The organism is Streptomyces sp. ME19-01-6 (genome assembly GCF_033793745.1).
In the GTDB taxonomy this organism is placed as follows: Bacteria; Actinomycetota; Actinomycetes; order Streptomycetales; family Streptomycetaceae; genus Streptomyces.
Map to the genome: position 1 here is coordinate 1 of NZ_JARAXF010000020.1, position 19,564 is coordinate 19,564.

Annotated in this window: 17 protein-coding genes and 1 pseudogene; 3 read left to right on the top strand and 15 right to left on the bottom strand. The window is 73.3% G+C overall.

Features of this window, described 5'->3' with window-relative positions; genetic code table 11:
• Window positions 1–1,513, top strand: a 1,513-nt coding sequence (locus tag PV419_RS33830; RefSeq protein WP_319695460.1) for an RHS repeat domain-containing protein, incomplete at its 5' end; no start/stop codon positions are given.
• A 39-nt stretch (window positions 1,514–1,552) separates the two neighbouring features.
• Here the strand turns inward: PV419_RS33830 and PV419_RS33835 are convergent.
• From PV419_RS33835 to PV419_RS33880, 10 genes and pseudogenes are all read right to left on the bottom strand, one after another.
• Window positions 1,553–3,373 carry a glycoside hydrolase family 9 protein gene (locus tag PV419_RS33835; RefSeq protein WP_319695461.1) on the bottom strand — a complete coding sequence of 607 codons (1,821 nt, stop codon included), beginning with the start codon at window positions 3,371–3,373 and terminating at the stop codon, window positions 1,553–1,555.
• 70 nt (window positions 3,374–3,443) lie between these two features.
• A complete protein-coding gene (locus PV419_RS33840; RefSeq protein ID WP_319695462.1) occupies window positions 3,444–4,442 on the bottom strand; it encodes a glycoside hydrolase family 5 protein in 999 nt (332 codons plus the stop codon).
• Between the two features lie 38 nt (window positions 4,443–4,480).
• A pseudogene (locus tag PV419_RS33845) lies at window positions 4,481–5,191 on the bottom strand (SGNH/GDSL hydrolase family protein); the annotation flags it as partial.
• 148 nt (window positions 5,192–5,339) lie between these two features.
• On the bottom strand, window positions 5,340–6,182 hold the full coding sequence (locus tag PV419_RS33850; RefSeq protein ID WP_319695858.1) for an HpcH/HpaI aldolase/citrate lyase family protein: 843 nt from the start codon (window positions 6,180–6,182) through the stop codon (window positions 5,340–5,342).
• A 69-nt stretch (window positions 6,183–6,251) separates the two neighbouring features.
• Window positions 6,252–6,476 carry a CoA transferase gene (locus PV419_RS33855; protein WP_319695463.1) on the bottom strand — a complete coding sequence of 75 codons (225 nt, stop codon included), beginning with the start codon at window positions 6,474–6,476 and terminating at the stop codon, window positions 6,252–6,254.
• Window positions 6,477–6,627: 151 nt separating this feature from the next.
• Window positions 6,628–7,695: a zinc-dependent alcohol dehydrogenase family protein gene (locus PV419_RS33860; protein WP_319695465.1), complete on the bottom strand. Its 1,068-nt coding sequence runs from the start codon at window positions 7,693–7,695 to the stop codon at window positions 6,628–6,630.
• Window positions 7,696–7,791: 96 nt separating this feature from the next.
• Complete coding sequence (locus tag PV419_RS33865) at window positions 7,792–8,583, bottom strand: SDR family NAD(P)-dependent oxidoreductase (protein WP_319695467.1); 792 nt, start codon at window positions 8,581–8,583, stop codon at window positions 7,792–7,794.
• A gap of 132 nt (window positions 8,584–8,715) precedes the next feature.
• The gene (locus PV419_RS33870; protein WP_319695469.1) at window positions 8,716–9,069 is read right to left on the bottom strand and encodes a hypothetical protein; all 354 of its coding nucleotides are present in this window, start codon (window positions 9,067–9,069) and stop codon (window positions 8,716–8,718) included.
• Between the two features lie 62 nt (window positions 9,070–9,131).
• Window positions 9,132–10,289 (bottom strand): amidohydrolase family protein, encoded by a 1,158-nt coding sequence (locus tag PV419_RS33875; RefSeq protein ID WP_319695471.1) that lies wholly within the window; start codon window positions 10,287–10,289, stop codon window positions 9,132–9,134.
• 3 nt (window positions 10,290–10,292) lie between these two features.
• On the bottom strand, window positions 10,293–11,651 hold the full coding sequence (locus PV419_RS33880) for a glutamine synthetase family protein (RefSeq protein WP_319695473.1): 1,359 nt from the start codon (window positions 11,649–11,651) through the stop codon (window positions 10,293–10,295).
• A gap of 137 nt (window positions 11,652–11,788) precedes the next feature.
• Here PV419_RS33880 and PV419_RS33885 point away from each other — a divergent pair, with 137 nt between their 5' ends.
• Entirely contained in the window at window positions 11,789–12,931 is a 1,143-nt protein-coding gene (locus tag PV419_RS33885; protein WP_319695474.1) for a glycoside hydrolase family 88 protein, read from the top strand.
• 79 nt (window positions 12,932–13,010) lie between these two features.
• On the opposite strand, the gene PV419_RS33890 is transcribed toward PV419_RS33885, so the two are convergent.
• Window positions 13,011–14,090, bottom strand: a complete 1,080-nt coding sequence (locus tag PV419_RS33890) for a PQQ-dependent sugar dehydrogenase (RefSeq protein WP_319695476.1) — start codon at window positions 14,088–14,090, stop codon at window positions 13,011–13,013.
• Window positions 14,091–14,101: 11 nt separating this feature from the next.
• Window positions 14,102–14,359: a hypothetical protein gene (locus PV419_RS33895; protein ID WP_319695477.1), complete on the bottom strand. Its 258-nt coding sequence runs from the start codon at window positions 14,357–14,359 to the stop codon at window positions 14,102–14,104.
• Between the two features lie 336 nt (window positions 14,360–14,695).
• Between PV419_RS33895 and PV419_RS33900 the strand changes: the two genes are divergently transcribed.
• On the top strand, window positions 14,696–16,156 hold the full coding sequence (locus PV419_RS33900; RefSeq protein WP_319695479.1) for an SDR family NAD(P)-dependent oxidoreductase: 1,461 nt from the start codon (window positions 14,696–14,698) through the stop codon (window positions 16,154–16,156).
• 127 nt (window positions 16,157–16,283) lie between these two features.
• On the opposite strand, the gene PV419_RS33905 is transcribed toward PV419_RS33900, so the two are convergent.
• The 3 genes from PV419_RS33905 to PV419_RS33915 are packed head-to-tail and all read right to left on the bottom strand — an operon-like array spanning window position 16,284 to window position 19,521.
• Complete coding sequence (locus tag PV419_RS33905) at window positions 16,284–17,765, bottom strand: hypothetical protein (RefSeq protein ID WP_319695480.1); 1,482 nt, start codon at window positions 17,763–17,765, stop codon at window positions 16,284–16,286.
• A complete protein-coding gene (locus tag PV419_RS33910; RefSeq protein ID WP_319695482.1) occupies window positions 17,762–18,256 on the bottom strand; it encodes a hypothetical protein in 495 nt (164 codons plus the stop codon). The genes PV419_RS33905 and PV419_RS33910 overlap by 4 nt, the downstream gene beginning before the upstream one ends.
• Window positions 18,253–19,521: a glycosyltransferase family 4 protein gene (locus PV419_RS33915; protein WP_319695484.1), complete on the bottom strand. Its 1,269-nt coding sequence runs from the start codon at window positions 19,519–19,521 to the stop codon at window positions 18,253–18,255. The genes PV419_RS33910 and PV419_RS33915 overlap by 4 nt, the downstream gene beginning before the upstream one ends.
• Between the last annotated feature and the right edge of the window lie 43 nt (window positions 19,522–19,564).

Consider the following 19,564-nt stretch of genomic DNA (forward strand, 5'->3'; position numbering starts at 1 on the left):
GCACACCATCGCCTCCGTGTACGACGAGGCCGGCCGCGAGACCTCCCGCCGCATCGGCGCCGGTGCCACGCTCGCGCAGGTCTGGGACCCGGCCGGCCGCCTGGCCGAGCAGACCCTCACCAGCCACCCCCCGACCGCCGAAGAAGCCGCCACCGTGCAGCGCCGCGTGTACACCTATCGCGCCGACGGCCATCTGACGGGAGTCGACGACCAGCTGCGCGGCGCCCACGGCTTCGAGCTCGACCCGGCGGGCCGGGTCACGGCCGTCCACGCCCCCGGCGGCCGGGGCGAGAGCTACGCGTACGACGAGGCGGGCAACCAGACCTACGCCTCCTGGCCCGCGCCGTTCGCGTCGTACTCCGACGCCACCGGCCCCCGCGCCTACACCGGCACGCGCGTCATCCGCGCGGGGCGCGTCCGCTACGCGTACGACGCGGCGGGCCGGATCACCCTGAGGCAGCGCACCAGGCTGTCGCGCAAGCCGGACACCTGGTGGTACGCATGGGACGCTGAGGACCGGCTGACCTCCGTCACCACCCCCGACGGCACCGTCTGGCGCTATCTGTACGACCCGCTGGGCCGGCGCACCGCCAAGCAGCGGCTCGCCGCCGACGGCGAGACGGTCGTCGAGCGCGTGGACTTCGTCTGGGACGGCGACACGCTCGTCGAGCAGACCACCACCGGGCAGGACCGGCCCGAGTCGGCCACCTTCACCTGGGACCACGACGGGCTCCGCCCGGTCGCCCAGACCGAGCGCGTGACCGACGAGATGGGCCGCCGGGAGATCGACCGCAGATTCTTCGGCATCGTCACCGACCTGGTGGGCACCCCCTCCGAACTCCTCGATGAGAACGGCGACATCGTCGCGCGCCACCACGCCACCCTGTGGGGCGCGACCGGCCCCGCGGCGGCCGGGGAGGCGCATACGCCACTGCGCTTCCCCGGCCAGTACCACGACCCCGAAACCGGGCTCCACTACAACCGGTTCCGCTACTACGACCCCGAGACCGCCCGCTACACCAGCCCCGACCCGCTCGGCCTGGCCGCCGCGCCCAACCCCGTCGCGTATGTGACGAACCCGCACGCCTGGGTCGACCCGCTGGGCCTGTGCCCGTGTGCGCCCGGCGCGCGGCCGCGAGGGCGGCCGGGAGGGCGGCCGGACGGCGAGACCGTCCTCAGCGGCCACGGCGGCATCTGGTCGGAAGACACCCGTCCGGGCCAAGAGGCCAAGGTCACCGTCCCAAAGGGGACGAGACTGCACTTCTACGCCGACCACGGCGGGATGCTCAAGAATCCGAGGGCCAACCGCATCGAGCTGGGCACTGAGCTCGGAGCCCCGACAGAGATCATCGAACCGGGCCAACAGGTCTGGAACTACTCGCTCTTCCCGCCCGACGATCTGGAGATCATGGGTAATCCGAAGATGGTGCGGAGGGAGACCCCGCTCTCGAAGCTGCTGAAGCCGAACATGGGCAATGTGCACTGGGCGGCGTGCCGGGAAGTCATACCCTGAGCGGGGGCCCTCGGCCCCCGCTCGGTCCGCTCAGCCCGCTCAGCGCTCCGCGGCGAACGCGACCAGCCAGGCCAGCGGGGCGTTCCAGTTGATCGCCACCTCATTGGTCGAGTACGAGCCGATGTCGTCGATGTAGCACGTGGCCGCCGCGCACCCCGGCAGCTTCTCCTGCGCCACCGGGTCCTGGAGGGCCGAGTCGGGGCCGCCCGCGAGGGACCCGGCGGGCGGGTTGGGCAGCGAGGCGTCCGCCTGGTGAGCCCAGAAGCGGTGGTGCTGGTTGTGGGACGCCTGCTCGCCGTAGCCGGACACGTAGGACTGGCCCAGCGCGTTGCGGCCGAGCAGATAGTCCAGCGCCTCCAGCGCCCCGTCGCGGTAGCGCCGCTGCCCGGTGAGCTCGTAGGCGACGGCGATGACGCTCGCGTTGTTGGCCACCTGGCCGTTGGAGCCCCACACATAGCCGTCCGCCGGCAGCGGCACCGCGTAGCCCTGGCGGGCCATGGCGGCCAGATAGCCGTCGGCGGCCGAGACCACCGAGGCGCGGACGCGCGCCCGGTCGTCGGCGGCCAGCCCGTTCGGGACGGTGGCCAGGGTGATCCGGCCCAGGGCGGCGGTGTCGGGCCAGGCGAAGCCGAACGGGGTGAACACGTCGGTGGAGGTGTGGAACGGCGAGGAGGTGACCGCGTCCCGGTACGCGCTCCCCCCGGTGGTCGCGTACAGCTCGGCCGCCGCCCAGTAGAACTCGTCGCCCACCCGCGTGTCCCCGTACGCCCCGCCACCGGTGGAGTCCGAATCCGGGGCGAGCACGTTCGGGTTGGCCTTCGCCGCGCTCCAGGCGCGGCGGGCGGAGGCCAGACAGCGGGCGGCGAAGGCCTTGTCGTACGGCGCGAACACCCGGGCGCACTGGGCCGCCACCGCCGCCAGGTTGAGCGTGGCCGCGGTCGACGGGGCGTGCAGCTCCCGCGGCTGGGAATCCTGCTCGGGCCGGGTGGGCAGCCCGGTCCACTGCGCGTCATGGATCTTGTGGAAGGCCATGCCCGCCCGGGGCTTGCCCTCCGGGATCTGCATCCGCATCAGGAACTCCAGCTCCCAGCGGGCCTCGTCCAGCACATCGGGGACGCGGTTGCCGCGCTCGGGCACCCGCAGCGTGGCGTCCCCGAGCGCAGCCTGGTGCCCCGAGCGCTTGGCGCGCTCGAAGGAGTTCACCGTCTGCCATACCGCGATGCCGCCGTTGACCACGTACTTGCCCTGGTCACCGGCGTCGTACCAGCCGCCGCGGACATCCCGGGCGTAGTCGCACACACCGGCCTGGCACGGCACGCTGGTGTCCCCCTTGTTCGGCGCCACGCCCAGGTGCCCTGCGGGCCGGGCATACGCCGCCCCCGCCAGCGACGCCTCGATCGGGATGCCGCTGCGCTGCTGGTAGAAGAAGGACATCGCGTCCGCGCGCAGCCCGTCGTACAGATCCGCGCGGATGTCGAAGGGATGGCTCGCCCGGCCGTCCACGGTGAGCGTGTAACCGGTGCCCGTGCCCTGGTACGAGGAGAAGTCCACCAGATGGGTGGCGTCGCCCGAGGCGGCGTCGGCGCCGCGCACGGTGGTGGTGCCCGAGGCGGCCACCGCGCCCGTGGCGTCCCGCAGCTGCCAGGGCAGCGCGGTGGTGGCGGTGGTGACGACGGTGGCACGCTTGGGGCCGGAGGGCAGATAGCCCAGCTGGTTGACCTGGACGGCTGAGGGCGCCGCCGCGGTGGCGCTGACACGCGCGTCGGCGGCGGGGGCGGCCGGGGCGGCGATCAGCAGCAGCGCGCCGGCCAACAGCGCTGCGGCGCCGCGTGCGCCGCGCGGACGGGGGCGAGCGGGCATGGCGGACCTTTCTGTCGCGGCCGGTGTCCGGCCGGCGCGGATGTCGGACGGCGGTTGGCGGTGTGTCGGGTCAGGAGCGGTAGACCGTGGCTTCCTTGGCCGTTGCGCCGATGCCGCCTACGCCCTTGAAGATCCGCTGGCCCCAGCTGGTGAGGGCGGCCGGGTCGAAGTTGGTGGTCATGTCGAGGTATTCGACTCCGCCGCTGTTGCCGCTCCAGGACCAGCCCAGATAGCCGAGCCCGAGCGACTGCGCGGTCGCCATGATCGCGTCCTCGTCCGGGTTGCCGTCGGAGTGATTGTGCCCGAACTCGCCGACCACGATGGGCAGTTTGGCGTTCACAAAGCGGGTGAGGTAGTCCTTGACCTCGGCCGCGGTGTCGAACACGCCGTACATGTGGATGGAGAAGACCGTGTTGCGGTCCGGGTCGGCGGCCAGCACCGAGGCGGCGTTGTCGCGCATGGTGAAGGTCCAGTCCTGGCCCCAGTTGGGGGCGTCGGCCATCAGCGCGTTGTGGATCCCGGCGTTGCGCAGCTTGGCGATGGCGGCCTTGGTGTCCGCGGTCCAGGCGGCGGCGTTGTTGTTGCCGTACGGCTCGTTGCCGAGGTTGACGACGACGTAGTTCTCCTGGCCGGCCAGGGCGGATCGGACGCTGATCCAGTAGTCGGCGGCGCGGGCGAGGGTGACCGCTCCGCCCTGTTCGCCGTAGCCGGTGGTGTCATGGGCCTCCAGCACACAGATGAGCCGGTTCTGCTTGCACTGCGCGACGACGTTCGCCACATCGGCCGTGTCGTTCTTCGTCCAGCGGTCCCCGGTGCTCAGCACCACGCGCACGGTGTTGGCCTTCAGGGCCTTGATGTCGGACAGGGCCTTGGTGGTCCTGGAGGCGTACCAGGTGTGGGCATGGTTGACGCCGCGCATCACGAAGTCGCTGCCGTTGCCCTCGACCAGGCGGCCGTTGCTCACATGTAATCCGGTGGCCGCGTGGGCGGTCGGGGCGAGGGCCAGGACGGACATCAGGACGGCGGCGACGGCGCCGAGTGCGGTACCGGCGCGAGTGGGGCTGCGCATCATCGGCTCCTGGGGGTGCTCGGGGACCGGTCCGTCCGACCGGGGGACAGCAGCTTGGTGAGCGCGGGGTACCAGCGTGCGGCTATCTTGTTGTCGCCCGCCGCGTTGGGGTGCACCCCGTCGTAGGTGTCGGTCGCCGTGGAGAAGCCGTTCCACTGGTCCACCGCGATCACCGGGGAGCGCGAGGTGCTCTTGGCGGCCGCCCACCTGGGGATCTTCGCGTTCAGCGCCGTGACCCGGGCGGCACACTCCGGACATGAGCTCGGGTTCATGGGGATGATCTGCGCCACGAGGACCTTCATGGCGGGGTTGCTCTGGCGCATCTGGTCCACCAGCGTGCTGTAGGCGGCCAGGATCCGGTCCGGGGCGATATTGCTCCAGACGTCGTTGGTGCCGAAGTGCATGACAACGATGTCCGGGTGCGTGGCGGAGAGCCAGCCGGGCAGCTGGTTCTGCTGGGCCACGGCCGTCGCCAGGAAGCCGCCGTGGCCCTCGTTGTCGCCGTCGTACGGCACCCCGCAGCCCTGCGGGCCGAGCGTCCCGACGAAGTCGACGGAGGTGTAGCCGGTGCTCTGCAGCTTGTTCCACAGCACCGCCCGCCAGCATCCGGGCGAGCCGGTGATCGAGTCGCCCAGCGGCATGATGCGCACTGGCGCGGCGGCCGTCGCATCGGTGGGCGGCGCGGGGGCCGCGGGGCGCACCGCGGTCAGGGCCAGGGTCAGCGCCGGAACTGCCAGAAGTGTCCTCAGAAGCCTCGTTCTCCGCACGGCCGTTCCTCCTCGGCTCGGTGGGCGGATATCTGGGAGCGCTCCCAATTGTGTGTAACGACGTTGCTGCAGTGCGTCAAGGGGCTGGACGGGTGCAAGTGACCGGCCGGTTGACGGCCGGTCAGTGGGGTCATGCTCGCGTCCGCCGGGCGAGGGTGCGGCGCGCCGTCGCCGCCATCGCCTCGTCCACCATCCGCCCCTCGAACAGCACCGCGCCCTCACCCCGCGCCTGGGCCGCCGCCACCGCCGTCACCAGTCGCTCGCACCGCGCCAGCTCCTCGGCGCCCGGCGAGAACACCTCGTTGACGACCGGCACATGGGACGGGTGGATCACCGTCATCCCCTCGTACCCCAGCGCCCGGTTCTGCTCCGCGAAGCGCCGCAGCCCCGTGAGGTCGGCGACATCGGCCCACAGCCCGGCCACCGGGTGCGGGCTGCCCGCGGCGCGGGCGTCCAGCAGCACCCGGGCGCGCAGCGCGTGGGTCTCCTCGCCGCCCGGGCTCCAGCGGTAGCCGACCGCGCGCTCGACGTCCCCGCCGGGGGCGGTCAGCGCGCCGAGGTGCGCCACCCGGTCGGCGGTCCGCCCGATGTCGTACGCCTCGCGCAGCCCACGCGCCGTCTCCAGCAGCGGCACCAGCGCGATCCGGCCCTCGGGCAGGCCCGCCTCGCGCTCGCACCAGGCCGGCAGCCGGTCGGCGACCCGTACGTCGTCGGCGCAGCGCACCTTCGGCAGCACCACGCCGTAGAGCCCCGGCCGGGCCACCGCGCGCAGGTCCTCGGCGCCCGCCCAGCCCGCCCCGTGGTCCAGCGGGTTGATCCGTACGAACAGCCGCATCGGCCCCGGTGTCCGTGCCGCCCGTGCGACGGCCTCGGCCACCGCCTCCCGCGCCGTCTCCTTCGCGTCCTGTGGGACCGCGTCCTCCAGGTCGAGGATCGCCGCGTCGGCGCCCGCCGCCCCGGCCTTGCCAGCCAGCCGGTCCGGCTGCCCGGCACGAAGAGCAGGGAGCGCAGCGGCTCGCGACGGCCGTCCCGGTCGTCGTGGTCAGATGACACCCTGGCCCTCCAGCTTCGCCAGCCGCTCCCCGTCGATGCCCAGCCACTGCCCGTACACCAGGCCGTTGTCCGCGCCCAGCGCCGGGCCGGTCCGCCACACCGCGCCGGGGTTGCGGCGGAAGTGCGGCAGCGCGGCCTGCATCCGGACCGGGCCGAGGTCCGGGTCGTCGACGGTGACGATGTCCTCGCGCTCGGCGTAGACCGGGTCGGCCACCGTTCGCCCGCGAAGTCCCGGACATCGCAGATCGCCCGGCGTCCGGGGACCGCGTCAGGGGCACGGGCGAGACGGTACGGATCCCGGCTGAGCGGCGGGGCAGTTCGGGCCCGGCCGTCACCGCGGGGCGATCGGGTCTTACCCCAGGCGCTTACCGCCGGGCGACCGTGGGCGAGCGCCGGGGCTCGATGACCGTGACCCCGGCACCGCCCGCCGCCCCCATCGCCATCAGGGCCTCGGGCACCTCGTCCAGGCCGATGGTGTCGGTGACCAGGAGGTCCGGCCGCAGGGTCCCGGCCTCGACCATCTCCATCATCGGCCCGTACGCGTGGGCGGCCATGCCATGGCTGCCCAGCAGCCGCAGTTCGAGCGCGATGACCCGGTCCATCGGCAGCATCGGGCTCCCGGCGGCCGGCGGCAACAGGCCGACCTGCACATGGCGCCCGTGTCGTCGCAGGCTGTTGACGGACGCGGCGCAGGTCCGCGGGGAGCCCAGCGCGTCCAGTGAGACATGGGCGCCCCCGCCGGTCGCGTCCGCGACCGCGTCCGCCACCGACCCCAGGGGCGAGGCCGCGTCCACGCACACCTCCGCGCCGAACCGGCGGGCCAGGGCCAGGGCCCGGGGCGAGATGTCCACCGCGACCACCCGCGCCCCCGCCGCGGCCGCGATCATGACCGCGGACAGCCCCACCCCGCCGCAGCCGTGCACCGCGACCCATTCACCCGGGGCCACCCGGCCCTGCGCCACCACGGCGCGGAAGGCCGTGGCGAAGCGGCAGCCCAGGCCGGCGGCCGTGGTGAACGCCAGTTCGCCGCGTATACCGACCAGGTTCACATCGGCGTTCTCGATCGCGACGTACTCCGCGAAGGAGCCCCAGTGGGTGAAGCCCGGCTGCGTCTGCCGCTCGCACACCTGCTGCGCACCGTCCGCGCAGGCGGCGCAGCGCCCGCACGCGCAGACGAACGGCACGGTGATGCGCTGCCCGGGGCGCCAGTTCAGGACCTCGGGCCCCACCTCCTCGACCACCCCCGCCAGCTCATGGCCGGGCACATGCGGCAGCCGGATGCCGGGGTCGTGCCCCATCCAGCCGTGCCAGTCGCTGCGGCACAGCCCGGTCGCCTCGACCCGGATGACCGCGCCGCGCCGCGAGGGAGTCGGATCCGGGACATTCCGGACCTCGGGCCTGTGCCCGAAGGCATCGAACACCACAGCACGCATGGACCCGCTCCCTCGCTCAGCCGCACATGGTGGGGGGCGGTAGAACCTACACCACCTCCGACCCCGGCCGACCGGCCCCTGCCCAGGTGATCCGGGTCAGCGGTTGTGCCGCTGACCCTCCGACAGCTGGCGGGTCGTCCGGTCGGCCCCGGCCCCGCGCTGCGCCACGGCCGCCAGGCTCGGGAAGAGCCCGCCGAGGGCGCTGCCCAGGCGCAGTTCGAGGGGGGCGATGTTCACCTCGGCCCGGTCCCGCTCGATGGCGCGGAGAGTGGCCACCGCCACCTGGCGGGCGGAGACCGTACGGACACCGGGGGGCGTGGTGGCCCCGGAGTCCGCGAACATCCCGGTGTCCCGCACAAATCCCGGCTGCACCACCGAGACCCCGACCCCGGTGCCGTACAGGTCCTGGCGCAGCCCGAGCGCGAAGCCGCGCAGCCCGAACTTGGTCGCGTTGTAGAGCGCCGCCCCGGGGGAGGCGGTACGGCCCGACAGCGAACCGATCATCACGATATGGCCGGAACCGGACGCCACCATCCGCGGCGCCAGCGCCCTGGCCAGCTGGAGCGGGGCGTGCAGATTGACCTCCAGGGCGCGGTCCAGCTCGTCGGCGGCATAGCCGAGGACCTCACCGCTGGAGGGCAGCGCCGCGTTGGCGATGAGGATGTCGGTCTCCGCGGCCTCGGCGATCAGCTGGTCCAGCTGGGCCCGGTCGGCCAGGTCGGCGACGACGGCCCGGGCGCCCAGCCGGTCGGCCAGGGGCCGCAGCACCTCCTCGCGGCGGCCGGTGAGCAGCAGCTTGGCCCCCCTGGCCGCGAAGGCGCGGGCCAGTGACTGCCCGATGCCTCCGGTCGCTCCGGTGAGCAGGACGGTCGCGCCGCCGATCCGCATGCGTGTCTCCTCCGCTGAGTTGCTGGTCCAGGTGGTGGCCGGCCGGGCTGACGGCCGGGTGTCCCGACGAACGGTACTGCCCTGCGGCGCACAGCTCATGTCAGCAAGCTGCCGGGGCGAGCCGAGTCCTCGTCACGACCGCCCGGGGTCCATGCCGCTCACCCGCGCGATGGCCTCCACCTCCAGCCGGTCGCGCTCCTGCTCGGCCCCGAAGTCCACCTCCAGCCGCAGGCCGTGCGGCCCGAGCAGGCTGGTCAGCTCGGCGAGCTCCCGTCCGAGGGCGGGGGTGAACCGATCCTGGTCACGCGGGGAGAACGCCACGTTGATGCCGTCGCTGTCGCCGTGCCGGCGGTGCACGATGGCGTCGTTGATGCCACGGAGGATGCGCAGCAGGAGATCGTACGAGTCGGGGTCCAGACGGTTCTGGAGCTCGGCCAGCCGGTAGGCGAACTGCTTGGCGCGCTCCAGGAAGTGCTCTTCGTCCATGACACCATCGTGGCGAAAAACCGCGCCCAGTGCGTTGGTTGCAGATGATTTTACGGTCGAGTTCAGGCATTGCCGGTGATTGTGCTGTTCAGCCCGTACACTCGGCGGGCGTTGCCCGCGGCCACCAGGGCCGCCACCCGCTCCGCGTCCGCCGCGCACCAGGCGCCGTCGCGGACCCAGCGGGACAGCAGTCCGTCCAGGGCCTCCCGGAAGAGCAGCGCCCCGACCGCGTACAGCTCGGGCAGGCCGTAGGCGTCGGTGGAGAAGAGCACCTTGCCGAAGGGGGCCACCTCCAGCACCTCGGCCAGCACGGCCCCGGCCCGCGCCCCGGTATGCGTCAGGGCCAGGCCCACATCGGCGTAGACGTGCGGGTGGACCGCGGCCAGATAGGCGGCGCCGCGGTGGTACGGATAGCCGTGCAGCAGGATCAACGGGCAGCCGGTGGGGCGCACGGCGCGGATGAAGTCGGTGAGCAGCAGCGGGTCGCAGCGGTCCAGGCGCAGATCGGGGTCGCCGAACCCGGTGTGCAGTTGCAGCGGCAGCGCGGTGCGCGCGGCGGACCACAGCAGATGGCGCAGCAGCACCGGGTCGGCGATCCGCGCCGAGTCCGGGTCGCCGCCGGAGCGGGCGGCCAGCCAGCGGTCCGCCGCCGCGCGGAGCGCGGCCGGGGCGGGCGGTGTGGGCGCGAGGTCAAGACCGTAGCGGTAGGCGGCCACCGACTTGAACCCGGCGGCGGTGAGCGCGGCCCCGCGCACCGCGCCGTCGAGCGCGGTGAGGAAGGAGTCGGTGGTCCGCGAGGCGTCCGCGACCCGCTCGGCGAGGTGTTCCAGGCGTACGATCTCGCGCGCCGCGCCCCCGGTGGCGTCGGCCAGCTCCTGGGGGCTCGTCAGGTCCCCGGGCAGCCCGGTGTCCACCAGAAACTCGGTGATGCCCGTGGCGCGCAGCAGCCGCCGGGTGACCTCCGCCGCGCCGAGCTCTCGCCGCCGGACGAGATAGCGCTCGGGCGGGCAGTGCGGCGCGAGGCCCAGCAGCGGCGGGCACCAGCGGCGCACCGCGAACCCCAGCTGGGTGTCGAAGTAGCTGGTGCCGGGCGCGGCGGGCGCGTCCGACTCGGTGAGGTACGCCTCGAACGCCGCGGCGTCCGGCTCGCCGCGCACCAGGCCGTGGCAGTGGTGGTCCACCAGGGACGGCCGGGGCCGCGCCCCGCCGTGGCCGGCCATGGCTCAGTACCTCCGGCGGGTGGCCGCGGCGATGTCCCGCGGGCTCGCCCCCTCGAACAGCGCGGCCTCGGCGCGGCGCACCGCGGCGATCGACTCGAACAGCGGGTCGCCCAGCGCCTCGCGGAGCGTGTCGGAGGCCTCGAAGTGTTCCAGGGCGGCGGGCAGCGAGGTCGGCAGCCGCTTCTCGCGGCCCTCGCGCGCCGGGTCGCCGGCCACCGGCGGGGGCAGCGTCAGCCCGGAGTCGAGCCCGGCGAGCCCGGCGGCGATGACCGTGCCCGTCAGCAGATACGGATTGGCCGCCTGGTCGACACACTTGACCTCGGCGTTGGCGCCGCCGGGGTCCTCCGGCGCCCCGGCCACGAAGCGCAGTGCGGCCTCGCGGTTCTCCAGCCCCCAGCACTGGTACGCCCCGGCCCAGCGGGAGGGCTCCAGCCGCAGATAGCTCGCCGGTGAGGGGGCGCCGATGGCCAGCAGGGCGGGCAGCGCGCGCAGCACACCGGCCAGGAATGCCTCGCTGGTCGCCGTCATGCCGCACGGCCCGTCCCCGTCGCGGCACAGATCGCGGTCGCCCTGCCACAGGCTCAGGTGCAGATGGCCGCCGTTGCCGACGGTGCCCGGGGTGATCTGGGGCGCGAAGGACGGCCGCAGGCCGTGCTGTGCGCTCACGCCCCGGATGGTCTGGCGCACCAGTACGGCGAGGTCGGCCGCGCCGACCGGGTCGGCGGGCGCGACGGACACCTCGAACTGCCCCGGGGCGTACTCGGGGTGCAACTGCAGCACCTCGACCCGCTGGGCCTGGAGGGCGTCGAGCACATCCGCGAGGTAGTCGGACAGATCCACCAGGCGGCTCATCCCGTAGGCGGGTCCGGCGGTGGGGTAGCGCACCTCCGGCTCCGGCGCGTCGGCGGTGGTGACGACCCACTCGGTCTCGAAGCCCATGAGCACCCCGAGGCCGCGCTCCCGGGCGCGCTCGGTCATGCGGCGCGCGAACCGGCGCTGGCACACCGGGTGTTCCCGCCCGCTCACGTCGTAGCGGTCGACGGGGGCCCAGGCCCAGCGGGGCTGGGCGGCCAGCGGGGTGAGCCGGTCGAGGTCGGGGAAGAGCCGCAGATCGCCGTCGGGGCCGCCGACGTGGCGGCTGGTGGTCATGGAGTCGTCGACGAGGTAGACGTCGAAGACCGGGGACATGCCGACGCCCCATTGCGCGGCGTGTTCCAGCCGCGCGGTGGGCACGGCCTTGGCGCGGGTCAGGCCCGCGTTGTCCACCCAGGTCAGGGCGGTACCGACGATACCCTGGGCGGCCAGCCGCCCGGCCTCCTCACGCGCCCGCGCGCGGGCCTGTGCGCGGTCTTCGGTGTCCACGGGCGGCTCCTGTCCGGGGTGCGCTGATCCGGTGTGTGCGCGGGGTCTTTGATGCCTAACGCGTAGGCACCGGAAGCGTTACGATTCCTGTCATGCTCAGAACAAAATAGGAAACTCGGACACTCAGGAGATGACCAGTGATCAGACGCAGGACCGTACTCGCGAGCACCCTGGGCATCACCGGCGGCCTCCTCCTCGGGACGGCCGCGGAAGCGGCCCCCGCGGACTGGTCCCGGGCCGTGGTGGACTCCACCATCGCCCGCAACCCGGACCCGAAGTCGCTCGGCGGCTGGGGCTACACCCGCGGGCTGTTCCTCTACGGCACCTACCGCGTGTACCAGCGGGTCAAGGAGCCGTCCTACCTCGCGTACATCAAGCGCTGGGTGGACTATTACGTGGACGCGGACGGCCACATCAACCACAGCTTCGACAACCTCGACGCCATGCAGTCCGGCAACCTGCTGCTGATCCTCCACAAGGAGACCGGCGACCCGCGCTACCGCACCGCCGCCGACCAGATCCGCACCCGCGTCACGACCTATCCGCGCACCTCCGACGGCGGCATGTGGCACGCCACCGGCAAGACCAACGAGCTGTGGGCGGACGGCGTCTTCATGTCCCAGCCGTTCCTGCTGCGCTACGGCCTCGCGTACGGGGACGAGAACTACGCGTACGACGAGGTCACCCGGAATCTGGCCGTGTACTTCGACCACCTCAAGGCGTCGAACGGGCTGCTCTACCACGCCTACGACGCCGACGGCGACGCCCCCTGGTCGCCGAACCCCACCACCGGCACCTCCGCCTACCACTGGGCCCGCGCCATCGGCTGGACCGCGATGACCCACATCGAGGTGCTGGACCTGCTGCCCGCGAACCACCCCCGGCGAGCCGGGCTGATCGCCAACGTCAAACACCTCGCCAAGGGGTTCGTCCGTTTCCAGGAACGGGGCACCGGCCGCTGGTTCCAGGTCGTGGACAAGGGGAGCGATGTGGACAACTGGACCGAGACCTCCGCCTCCAGCATGTACACCCTGATGCTGCACGCGGCCCTGGAGCGCGGATACATCGCCGGCGGCGACTACGTGTCCGCGGCGCGCCGCGGCTACCAGGGTGTCCTGAAGAAGGTGAAGGTCAACGCGGACGGGCTGACCGACATCACGGACATCTGCGAGGGCACCAACGTCGGTGATCTCGACTACTACTTCGCCCGTAAGCGCAACACCAACGATCTCCATGGCCTGGGCGCCTTCCTGCTCATGAACGAGCAGCTCGCTTATTGACCACCCGCACGGTCGCGCTCCGCGGCGGACCGCGGAGCGCGACGTGAGGTGGCTTGCCCGGACGCGTCGATGGCGGAGGTTACTTCAGCTCCACCTGGAACACCTTGTCCGCGCCGTCCGGCTCCCCGCCGTTGTTGTCGGCGTTGGTCGTGGACAGCCACAGGGTGTTCTTGCCCGGGACCGTCTCGACGGTGCGCTGCCGCCCGTACTCATTGACGTAGTACGCCTTCGGGGTGCCCGCGGACGTGCCGTCCACCGGGATCCGCCACAGCCGCTCGCCCCTCAGCGTCGCCATGTAGAGCGCGCCGTCGGCGTAGGTGACACCGCTGGGCGAGGCCTCGCCGACCGACCACTGGCGCTTGGGGTTGGTCATACCGGAGGCGGAGCAGTTGCCCTCGCAGGTCGGCCAGCCGTAGTTCTTGCCCGGCTCGATCAGGTTGAGCTCGTCGTACGTGCTGTTGCCGAGCTCGGCCTCCCACAGCCGCCCCTGCGGATCCCAGGTGAGGCCCTGCGGGTTGCGGTGGCCGTAGGAGTAGACCAGGGTGCCGAACGGGTTGCCGGGGGCGGCCTTGCCCTCCGTGGTCATCCGCAGGATCTTGCCGTTGAGCGAGTTCTTGTCCTGGGCGAGGTCGGGCGTCTGCGCCTCCCCGGTGGTGGCGTACAGATAGCCGTCCGGGCCGAACTTGAGGCGTCCGCCGTTGTGGTACTTGTTCTTCTTGATGCCGCTGACCAGCGTGGTGTAGCCGTTCAGCGACGAGCCGTCGAAAGTCATCCGGGCGATCCGGTTGCCCTCGGACGCGGTGTGCATGAGGTAGACGTAGTGGTCGGTGCTCCAGTTCGGGGAGACCGCGATCCCCATCAACCCGCCCTCGCCGCTGGTGGTCACGGCGTTCGGCACCGAGCCGACCTGGGTCCTGGTGCCCGACTGGGTGAGCTTGAACACCTTGAACGAGTCGCGCTCGGTGATCAGCGCCGACCCGTCGGGCAGCCAGCTGAGTCCCCAGGGGATCGACCAGCCGGACGAGACGGTCTTGATGCCGGCCGGCGCCGAGTCGGCCCGGTCGGGCGAGGCGTTGCCCGTCCCGGCCCCTCCGACCAGCAGCCCGGCGGCGAGTGCGGTGGCGGCGGCCGCCACCACAAGGTTCCGATGGCTCTTCATCGCGTCTCCTCCTACGGGAGCTTGTACGCCTTGAAGTTGCGGGTGAGCTGCCGGTGCGGCGACATGGTGAACAGCGGGGCGGCGACGTCCCCCACCTTGGTCTGCATGATGTGGGTGAAGCTGGTGGTCGCGTCCAGCGTGTCCGGCACATACACGGGTGCCGTCGGTGTGCGCTCCGCGCCGTGGGCGGCGGCCGTGGGGAGGAGCGGCGCGCCTGCTGCCGCCAGGGTCGCCGCGGTGCGGCGCCCGGACAGCCGATTGCGCTCCATCAGTGATTCTCCTGTCTGACCTTTGGTCATATCCATGAAATTGCCGGACATGGAAAGGTCGCGGTGGGGGAGTGGCGCATGAGGCGAATCGCTGTTGAGGGGGAATGTAAAGAAAGGTTCCTATCCCGTCAACAGTTCTGCCGAGTCCCGGCTGGGCTCCGCCCAGCAGTCGTCCGCCGCCCGGTCCGGCTACCTCTACCGCAAGCCCGGGCGGGGGTGAGGCGGCCCCGGGTTTGGCGTGACCGCCCCCGCTTCCGTAAAGTTTCGCCGTTACCCACCCCACCACCACCCAGGGCACCGCCCTGGATCGGGCTCAGCAGAAAGCGGCAGCGGCGAATGACGGTGACTGAAGACGGCCGGGCCGAGGAGGCGGGCATCGACCCGGAGCGTCTGGCGACCTGCCTGAGCGTGCTCGAAGAGCTCGACCGACTACCGGTCGACCACCCCGACGCCATCGCGGTGCGCCGCGCCACCTCCGGCATCTACCGGACGGTCAAGCAGCGCAGGCGCCAGGAGCGCCGGGCCGCGAAGACGGCCCACGACAAGGCGGTCACCGAGGCCACGGCCACCGGCGCCACCGACCGCATCGACGACGAGACGCTGGGCCGCGTCCTCACGAGCTCGGTGACCACCCCGATCGCGGGCATCCTGCAGCGGCCCCGGTCCTGCTACACCTGCAAGACCCGCTATGTCGAGGTCGACGCCTTCTACCACCAGCTCTGCCAGAGCTGCGCCGCCGAGAACCGGGCCCGCCGCGACGCCCGCACGGACCTCACCGGGCGTCGGGCACTGCTCACCGGCGGCCGGGCGAAGATCGGCATGTATATCGCGCTGCGGCTGCTGCGCGACGGCGCGCACACCACCATCACCACGCGCTTCCCGAACGACGCGATCCGCCGTTTCAAGGCCATGCCGGACAGCGGGGAGTGGCTGCACCGGCTGAAGATCGTCGGCATCGATCTGCGGGACCCGGCCCAGGTGATCGCGCTGGCCGACTCGGTGAGCGCGGCGGGCCCGCTGGACATCCTGATCAACAACGCCGCGCAGACGGTGCGCCGCACGCCCGCCGCGTACGCGGAGCTCATAGCGGGCGAATCGGCCCCACTGCTCGCCGGAGCGCTGCCCGAGTCCGCCGTCCTGGGCGCGTTCGGCAGTGGCGCGCAGGCCGCCCTGCCGGGGCCGGCGACGCGGGAGGGCGCGCTGAGCGCGCAGGCCCTCACCGCCCTCGCCCTGACCAGCGGCTCCGCCTCGCCCGCGCGGATCGAGGCGGGGACCGCGATCGACGCGGGCGGGCTGGTGCCCGACCTCGACGACACCAACACCTGGATCCAGCGGGTGCACGAGGTGGACCCCGTCGAGCTGCTCGAAGTGCAGCTGTGCAATGAGACGGCGCCGTTCATCCTGGTCAGCCGGTTGCGCCCGGCCATGGCGGCCTCGCCCGCGCGGCGGAAGTACGTGGTGAACGTGTCCGCGATGGAGGGCAAGTTCAGCCGCGGCTACAAGGGCGCGGGCCATCCGCACACCAACATGGCGAAGGCCGCCCTCAATATGCTGACCCGCACCAGCGCCCGCGAGCTGTACGAGACCGACTCCATCCTGATGACCAGCGTCGACACCGGATGGATCACCGACGAGCGGCCGCACCCCGACAAGATGCGGCTGGCGGCCGAGGGCTTCCACGCCCCGCTCGACCTCGTCGACGGCGCGGCCCGCGTCTACGACCCGATCGTCCGGGGCGAGGGCGGCGAGGACCTCTTCGGCTGCTTCCTGAAGGACTACGCCCCCACGGACTGGTAACCGGTGGTTTTCGTGATGCTGCCTGCCCAGCGGGCGGGAACTCCCGTTCCCCGCCCGGGGAAGTGTGCCTGACACTGCCCCAGGCTCACTCATACGTGCCAGAACACGCTCGGTCCGCCGCAGAGCCTCAACGGCGCGGCGCCACGTACGCGCTCCAGCCGCCGGTGCCGGGCAGGGCGTGCCGCCTCCAGTCGCGGGCGCGCAGCGACGGCAGGCCGTGCCCGGGGGTGCGGCCGAGCACCGCGGTCGGCTCGTGGGCGGCCCTGCGCAGCAGCGCGGACGCGGTGGTCGAGGCGTTGTTGCCGCGCACCTCGGCGGAGGCGCAGCCCGCCGCGTACCCGATCGGCAGGGCGCGCGGACCGGCCACCAGACACGGCGGCCGCAGTCCCAGCGCCCGCAGACCGGCGGCCGCTCGCTGATACCGCGTGGCGGTGGCGGCGGCGCGCGGCGCGGTGTCCATGAGGACGGCGTACTGGCTCCCCAGCTGTAGCGCCAGCACCAGCCCGAGGGCGGCCGAGACCGGTACCGGCGAGCGTGCCGCCCGCACCGCGCGCGCCGCGAGGGCGGCCGTCGGCAGGGCGAGCAGCGCGTAGGCGGGCAGCAGGAAGCGGGGTGCCGAGTAGTCGATGAGCAGGAGATACGGCACGGCCATCGAGGCCGCGCACACCAGCGGCAGCACGGTCGCGGGCAGCGCCCTGCCGCGCCCGGCGCGGTGGTCCCGTACGGCCACGGCGAGCGCGACGGCCGCCAGCAGCGGCAAGGCGAGCCACCACAGCGCCAGCTCCGGATGGCGCAGCGGTACGTGGCAGGGGCGGCACAGCAGCGGGCCGTTGAGGCTGCGCAGCGCCGCACCGACGTTGATCTGCGGCACCATCCCGCCCTCCGTGGCGCCGGCGGCCCGCAGCCGCGCCCCGACGCCGCCGAACCGGGCGTAGGCCTCGGCGACCCACGGCGCGGCGCCCAGCGCGAGCCCGCCCAGCAGCGCGGGCAGCGCAGGCCGCCACCGGCGTACGCACACCGCGGCCGCCAGCAGCGGCAGCCCGAGCCAGCCGCCGTCCGGCATCCGCAGCAGCGTGACCGAGGCCACCGCGGCGGCCGGCCACCAGCGGGCGCGCGGCTCCTCAGGGGCTCGCAGAAACCAGCCGACGGCGGCCACCGCGCCGAGCGCCACCCACAGGTTCGGCATCACCTGCGACCCGCTGATCTGGGCGATCCACAGCCCCGAGAACAACAGCGCGGCGAGCGCGGCGGTGCCCCGGCCCACCAGCGGCCCCCACACCCGGAAGACGGCGTACAGCGCGGCCGCCGACAGCAGGGCCAGCGCCACCCGCAGCGCCACGACGGAGGAGGTCGCGGTGATCACGGGCGCGATCAGATAGCTGATGCCACGGGACCGCGGCGCGCTGAAGAACGACGCGGGACGTCGCGGATCCACCTGGGAGGCGTAGACGCTCTCGTCCCACAGCAGCCCACCGCCCATATGCGGTACGACCACGGCCAGCTGCACCACGGCGTACGCCGCCGCGACGACCGCGAGCCACGGCACGCCTCGCCGCGCCGGGGGCGGGCTCTGCGCGGCGACGGGCCGGACCGCCACCGTCGCGGTCACGGCTCGGCCCGCCCGTCGGCTTCCACCCGGGGTGCGGCGGCGTGGGCGGCCGCCGCCGAGTGGGCGGCGCTCCGGGCGCGCCCGGGCATGGGCGGGCATGGGGCGGTGCCGGTGCCCGCGCGGCCTCGCGGCGTGACGGGCGCTTCGTGCCGCGCGGCGGGTTGGCGCGGCCGGGTGGTCGGCCGGCGGCCGGTGGTCGGTGCGGTCCGGGCGGCCGGTACGCCGCGCCCCGTACGGGCCGTGGCCGGAGCGCGGTCGGCGTTCGTCCGGCTCGCCTGCGGGAGGGCGCGAGCCGCGCGGCCGGGCGTCAATGGGCGCGGAGTGGTTTCGCGCCCCGGGCGGGTGAGGGTGGCCGCCGGGCCGGGTGACGCGGCATGGCGCGCGATGACGGGCACTTCGCGCCGCGCGGCGCGCGCGCCGGGGCGGCGTGGCCAGGTGGCCGGCCGGCGGCCGGTGGGCGAGGTGGTCCGGGCGCCGGAACCGCTCCTCATGGGCGCTTGGCGTGGGGCACGGGGGCCGGACGGGTCGCGCGGCGGACCGCGGTGAGCCAGCGGCGGGCCATGCCGCCCGCGCGGCGGCGTGCCAGGGCGCGGCCGCGTTCCCAGCCGCGGGAGAGGCGGCTCGCCGCCAGGTCCTCGAAGAGGCGCTCGTAGCGCAGGGCGATCGGCTCGGGGTCGTAGGTCTCCGCTCGCTCCCGGGCCGCCGCGCCCATGGCCCGGCGGGCCGGGGCGTCGGCGATGAGATCCAGGAGCGCGGCGGCGAGGGCGTCCTTGTCGCCGGTGGGGACGAGCCGTCCGGTGACCCCGTCCTGGATGATCTCCGCGGGGCCGAGCGGGCAGTCGGTGCTGACCACGGGGACGCCGCAGCGCATCGCCTCGACGATCGTCATGCCGAAGGACTCGGCGTCCGAGGCGACCGCGACCAGCGACGCCTTGGCGAACTCCGCCTCGATCGGCGAGTGCGGCCCCATCAGCCGTGCGCTCTCCGCGAGGCCGAGCCGGTCGATGAGGGCCTGTAGCCGCTCCTCCTCGGCGCCTCCGCCGTAGATCCGCAGGCGCCAGTCGGGGTGCTTGTCCGCGACCGCCGAGAACGCCTCGATCAGCAGGTCGAAGCGCTTGCCGCGGACCAGTCGGCCGGCCGCGGCGATGACCGGCGCGGTGCCGTCCGAGGGCCTGACCGGGGGCCCGGGGACGCTGTTGGGGATGGCGAGGGCCCGTACGCCCGGCAGGGGCATCTTCGCCCGGTAGACCGCCGCGTCCGCCTCGGTCGTGGTGACGACGGCGTCGAGCGTGCGGTAGTGGCGGGCGAGCTCGGCCCGCAGCGGCTTGCTGTGCGCGTCGTGCCGCAGGTGCTCCTGGGCGATGCGCAGGGCGCGGCGCGGGGCGAACCGGGCTATGTAGACGTTGACGCCGGGGCGGGTGCCGATGATCACATCGGCGTCGCCGGCGCGCAGATACTCCGCGACCCGCTCGTCGTGCAGCCGGCTGTACTGGCGGTGCCGCTTCTCGGCGGCGGGAAAGTCCCGGGCGGGCTCGCCCAACCGCGGGTCCTGCGCGTCGAGGCCGCTCGGACGCGTGTCGACCAGCGGGACGAGCCGCACCCGGGGGTCCACGGTGAAGCGCGGCGTCTCACGGTGCCGCTGCATCGAGACGATCTCCACATCGTGCCGCTCGGCCAGGGCCGCCGCCAGGTTCAGCGTGGTCCTGATCGTCCCGCCTATCGCGTAGACGTTGTGGAGCAGGAATGCGATCTTCATGTGGTGTCTTTCCGGCCGGTGACAACACCGGGGTGTGACTCCC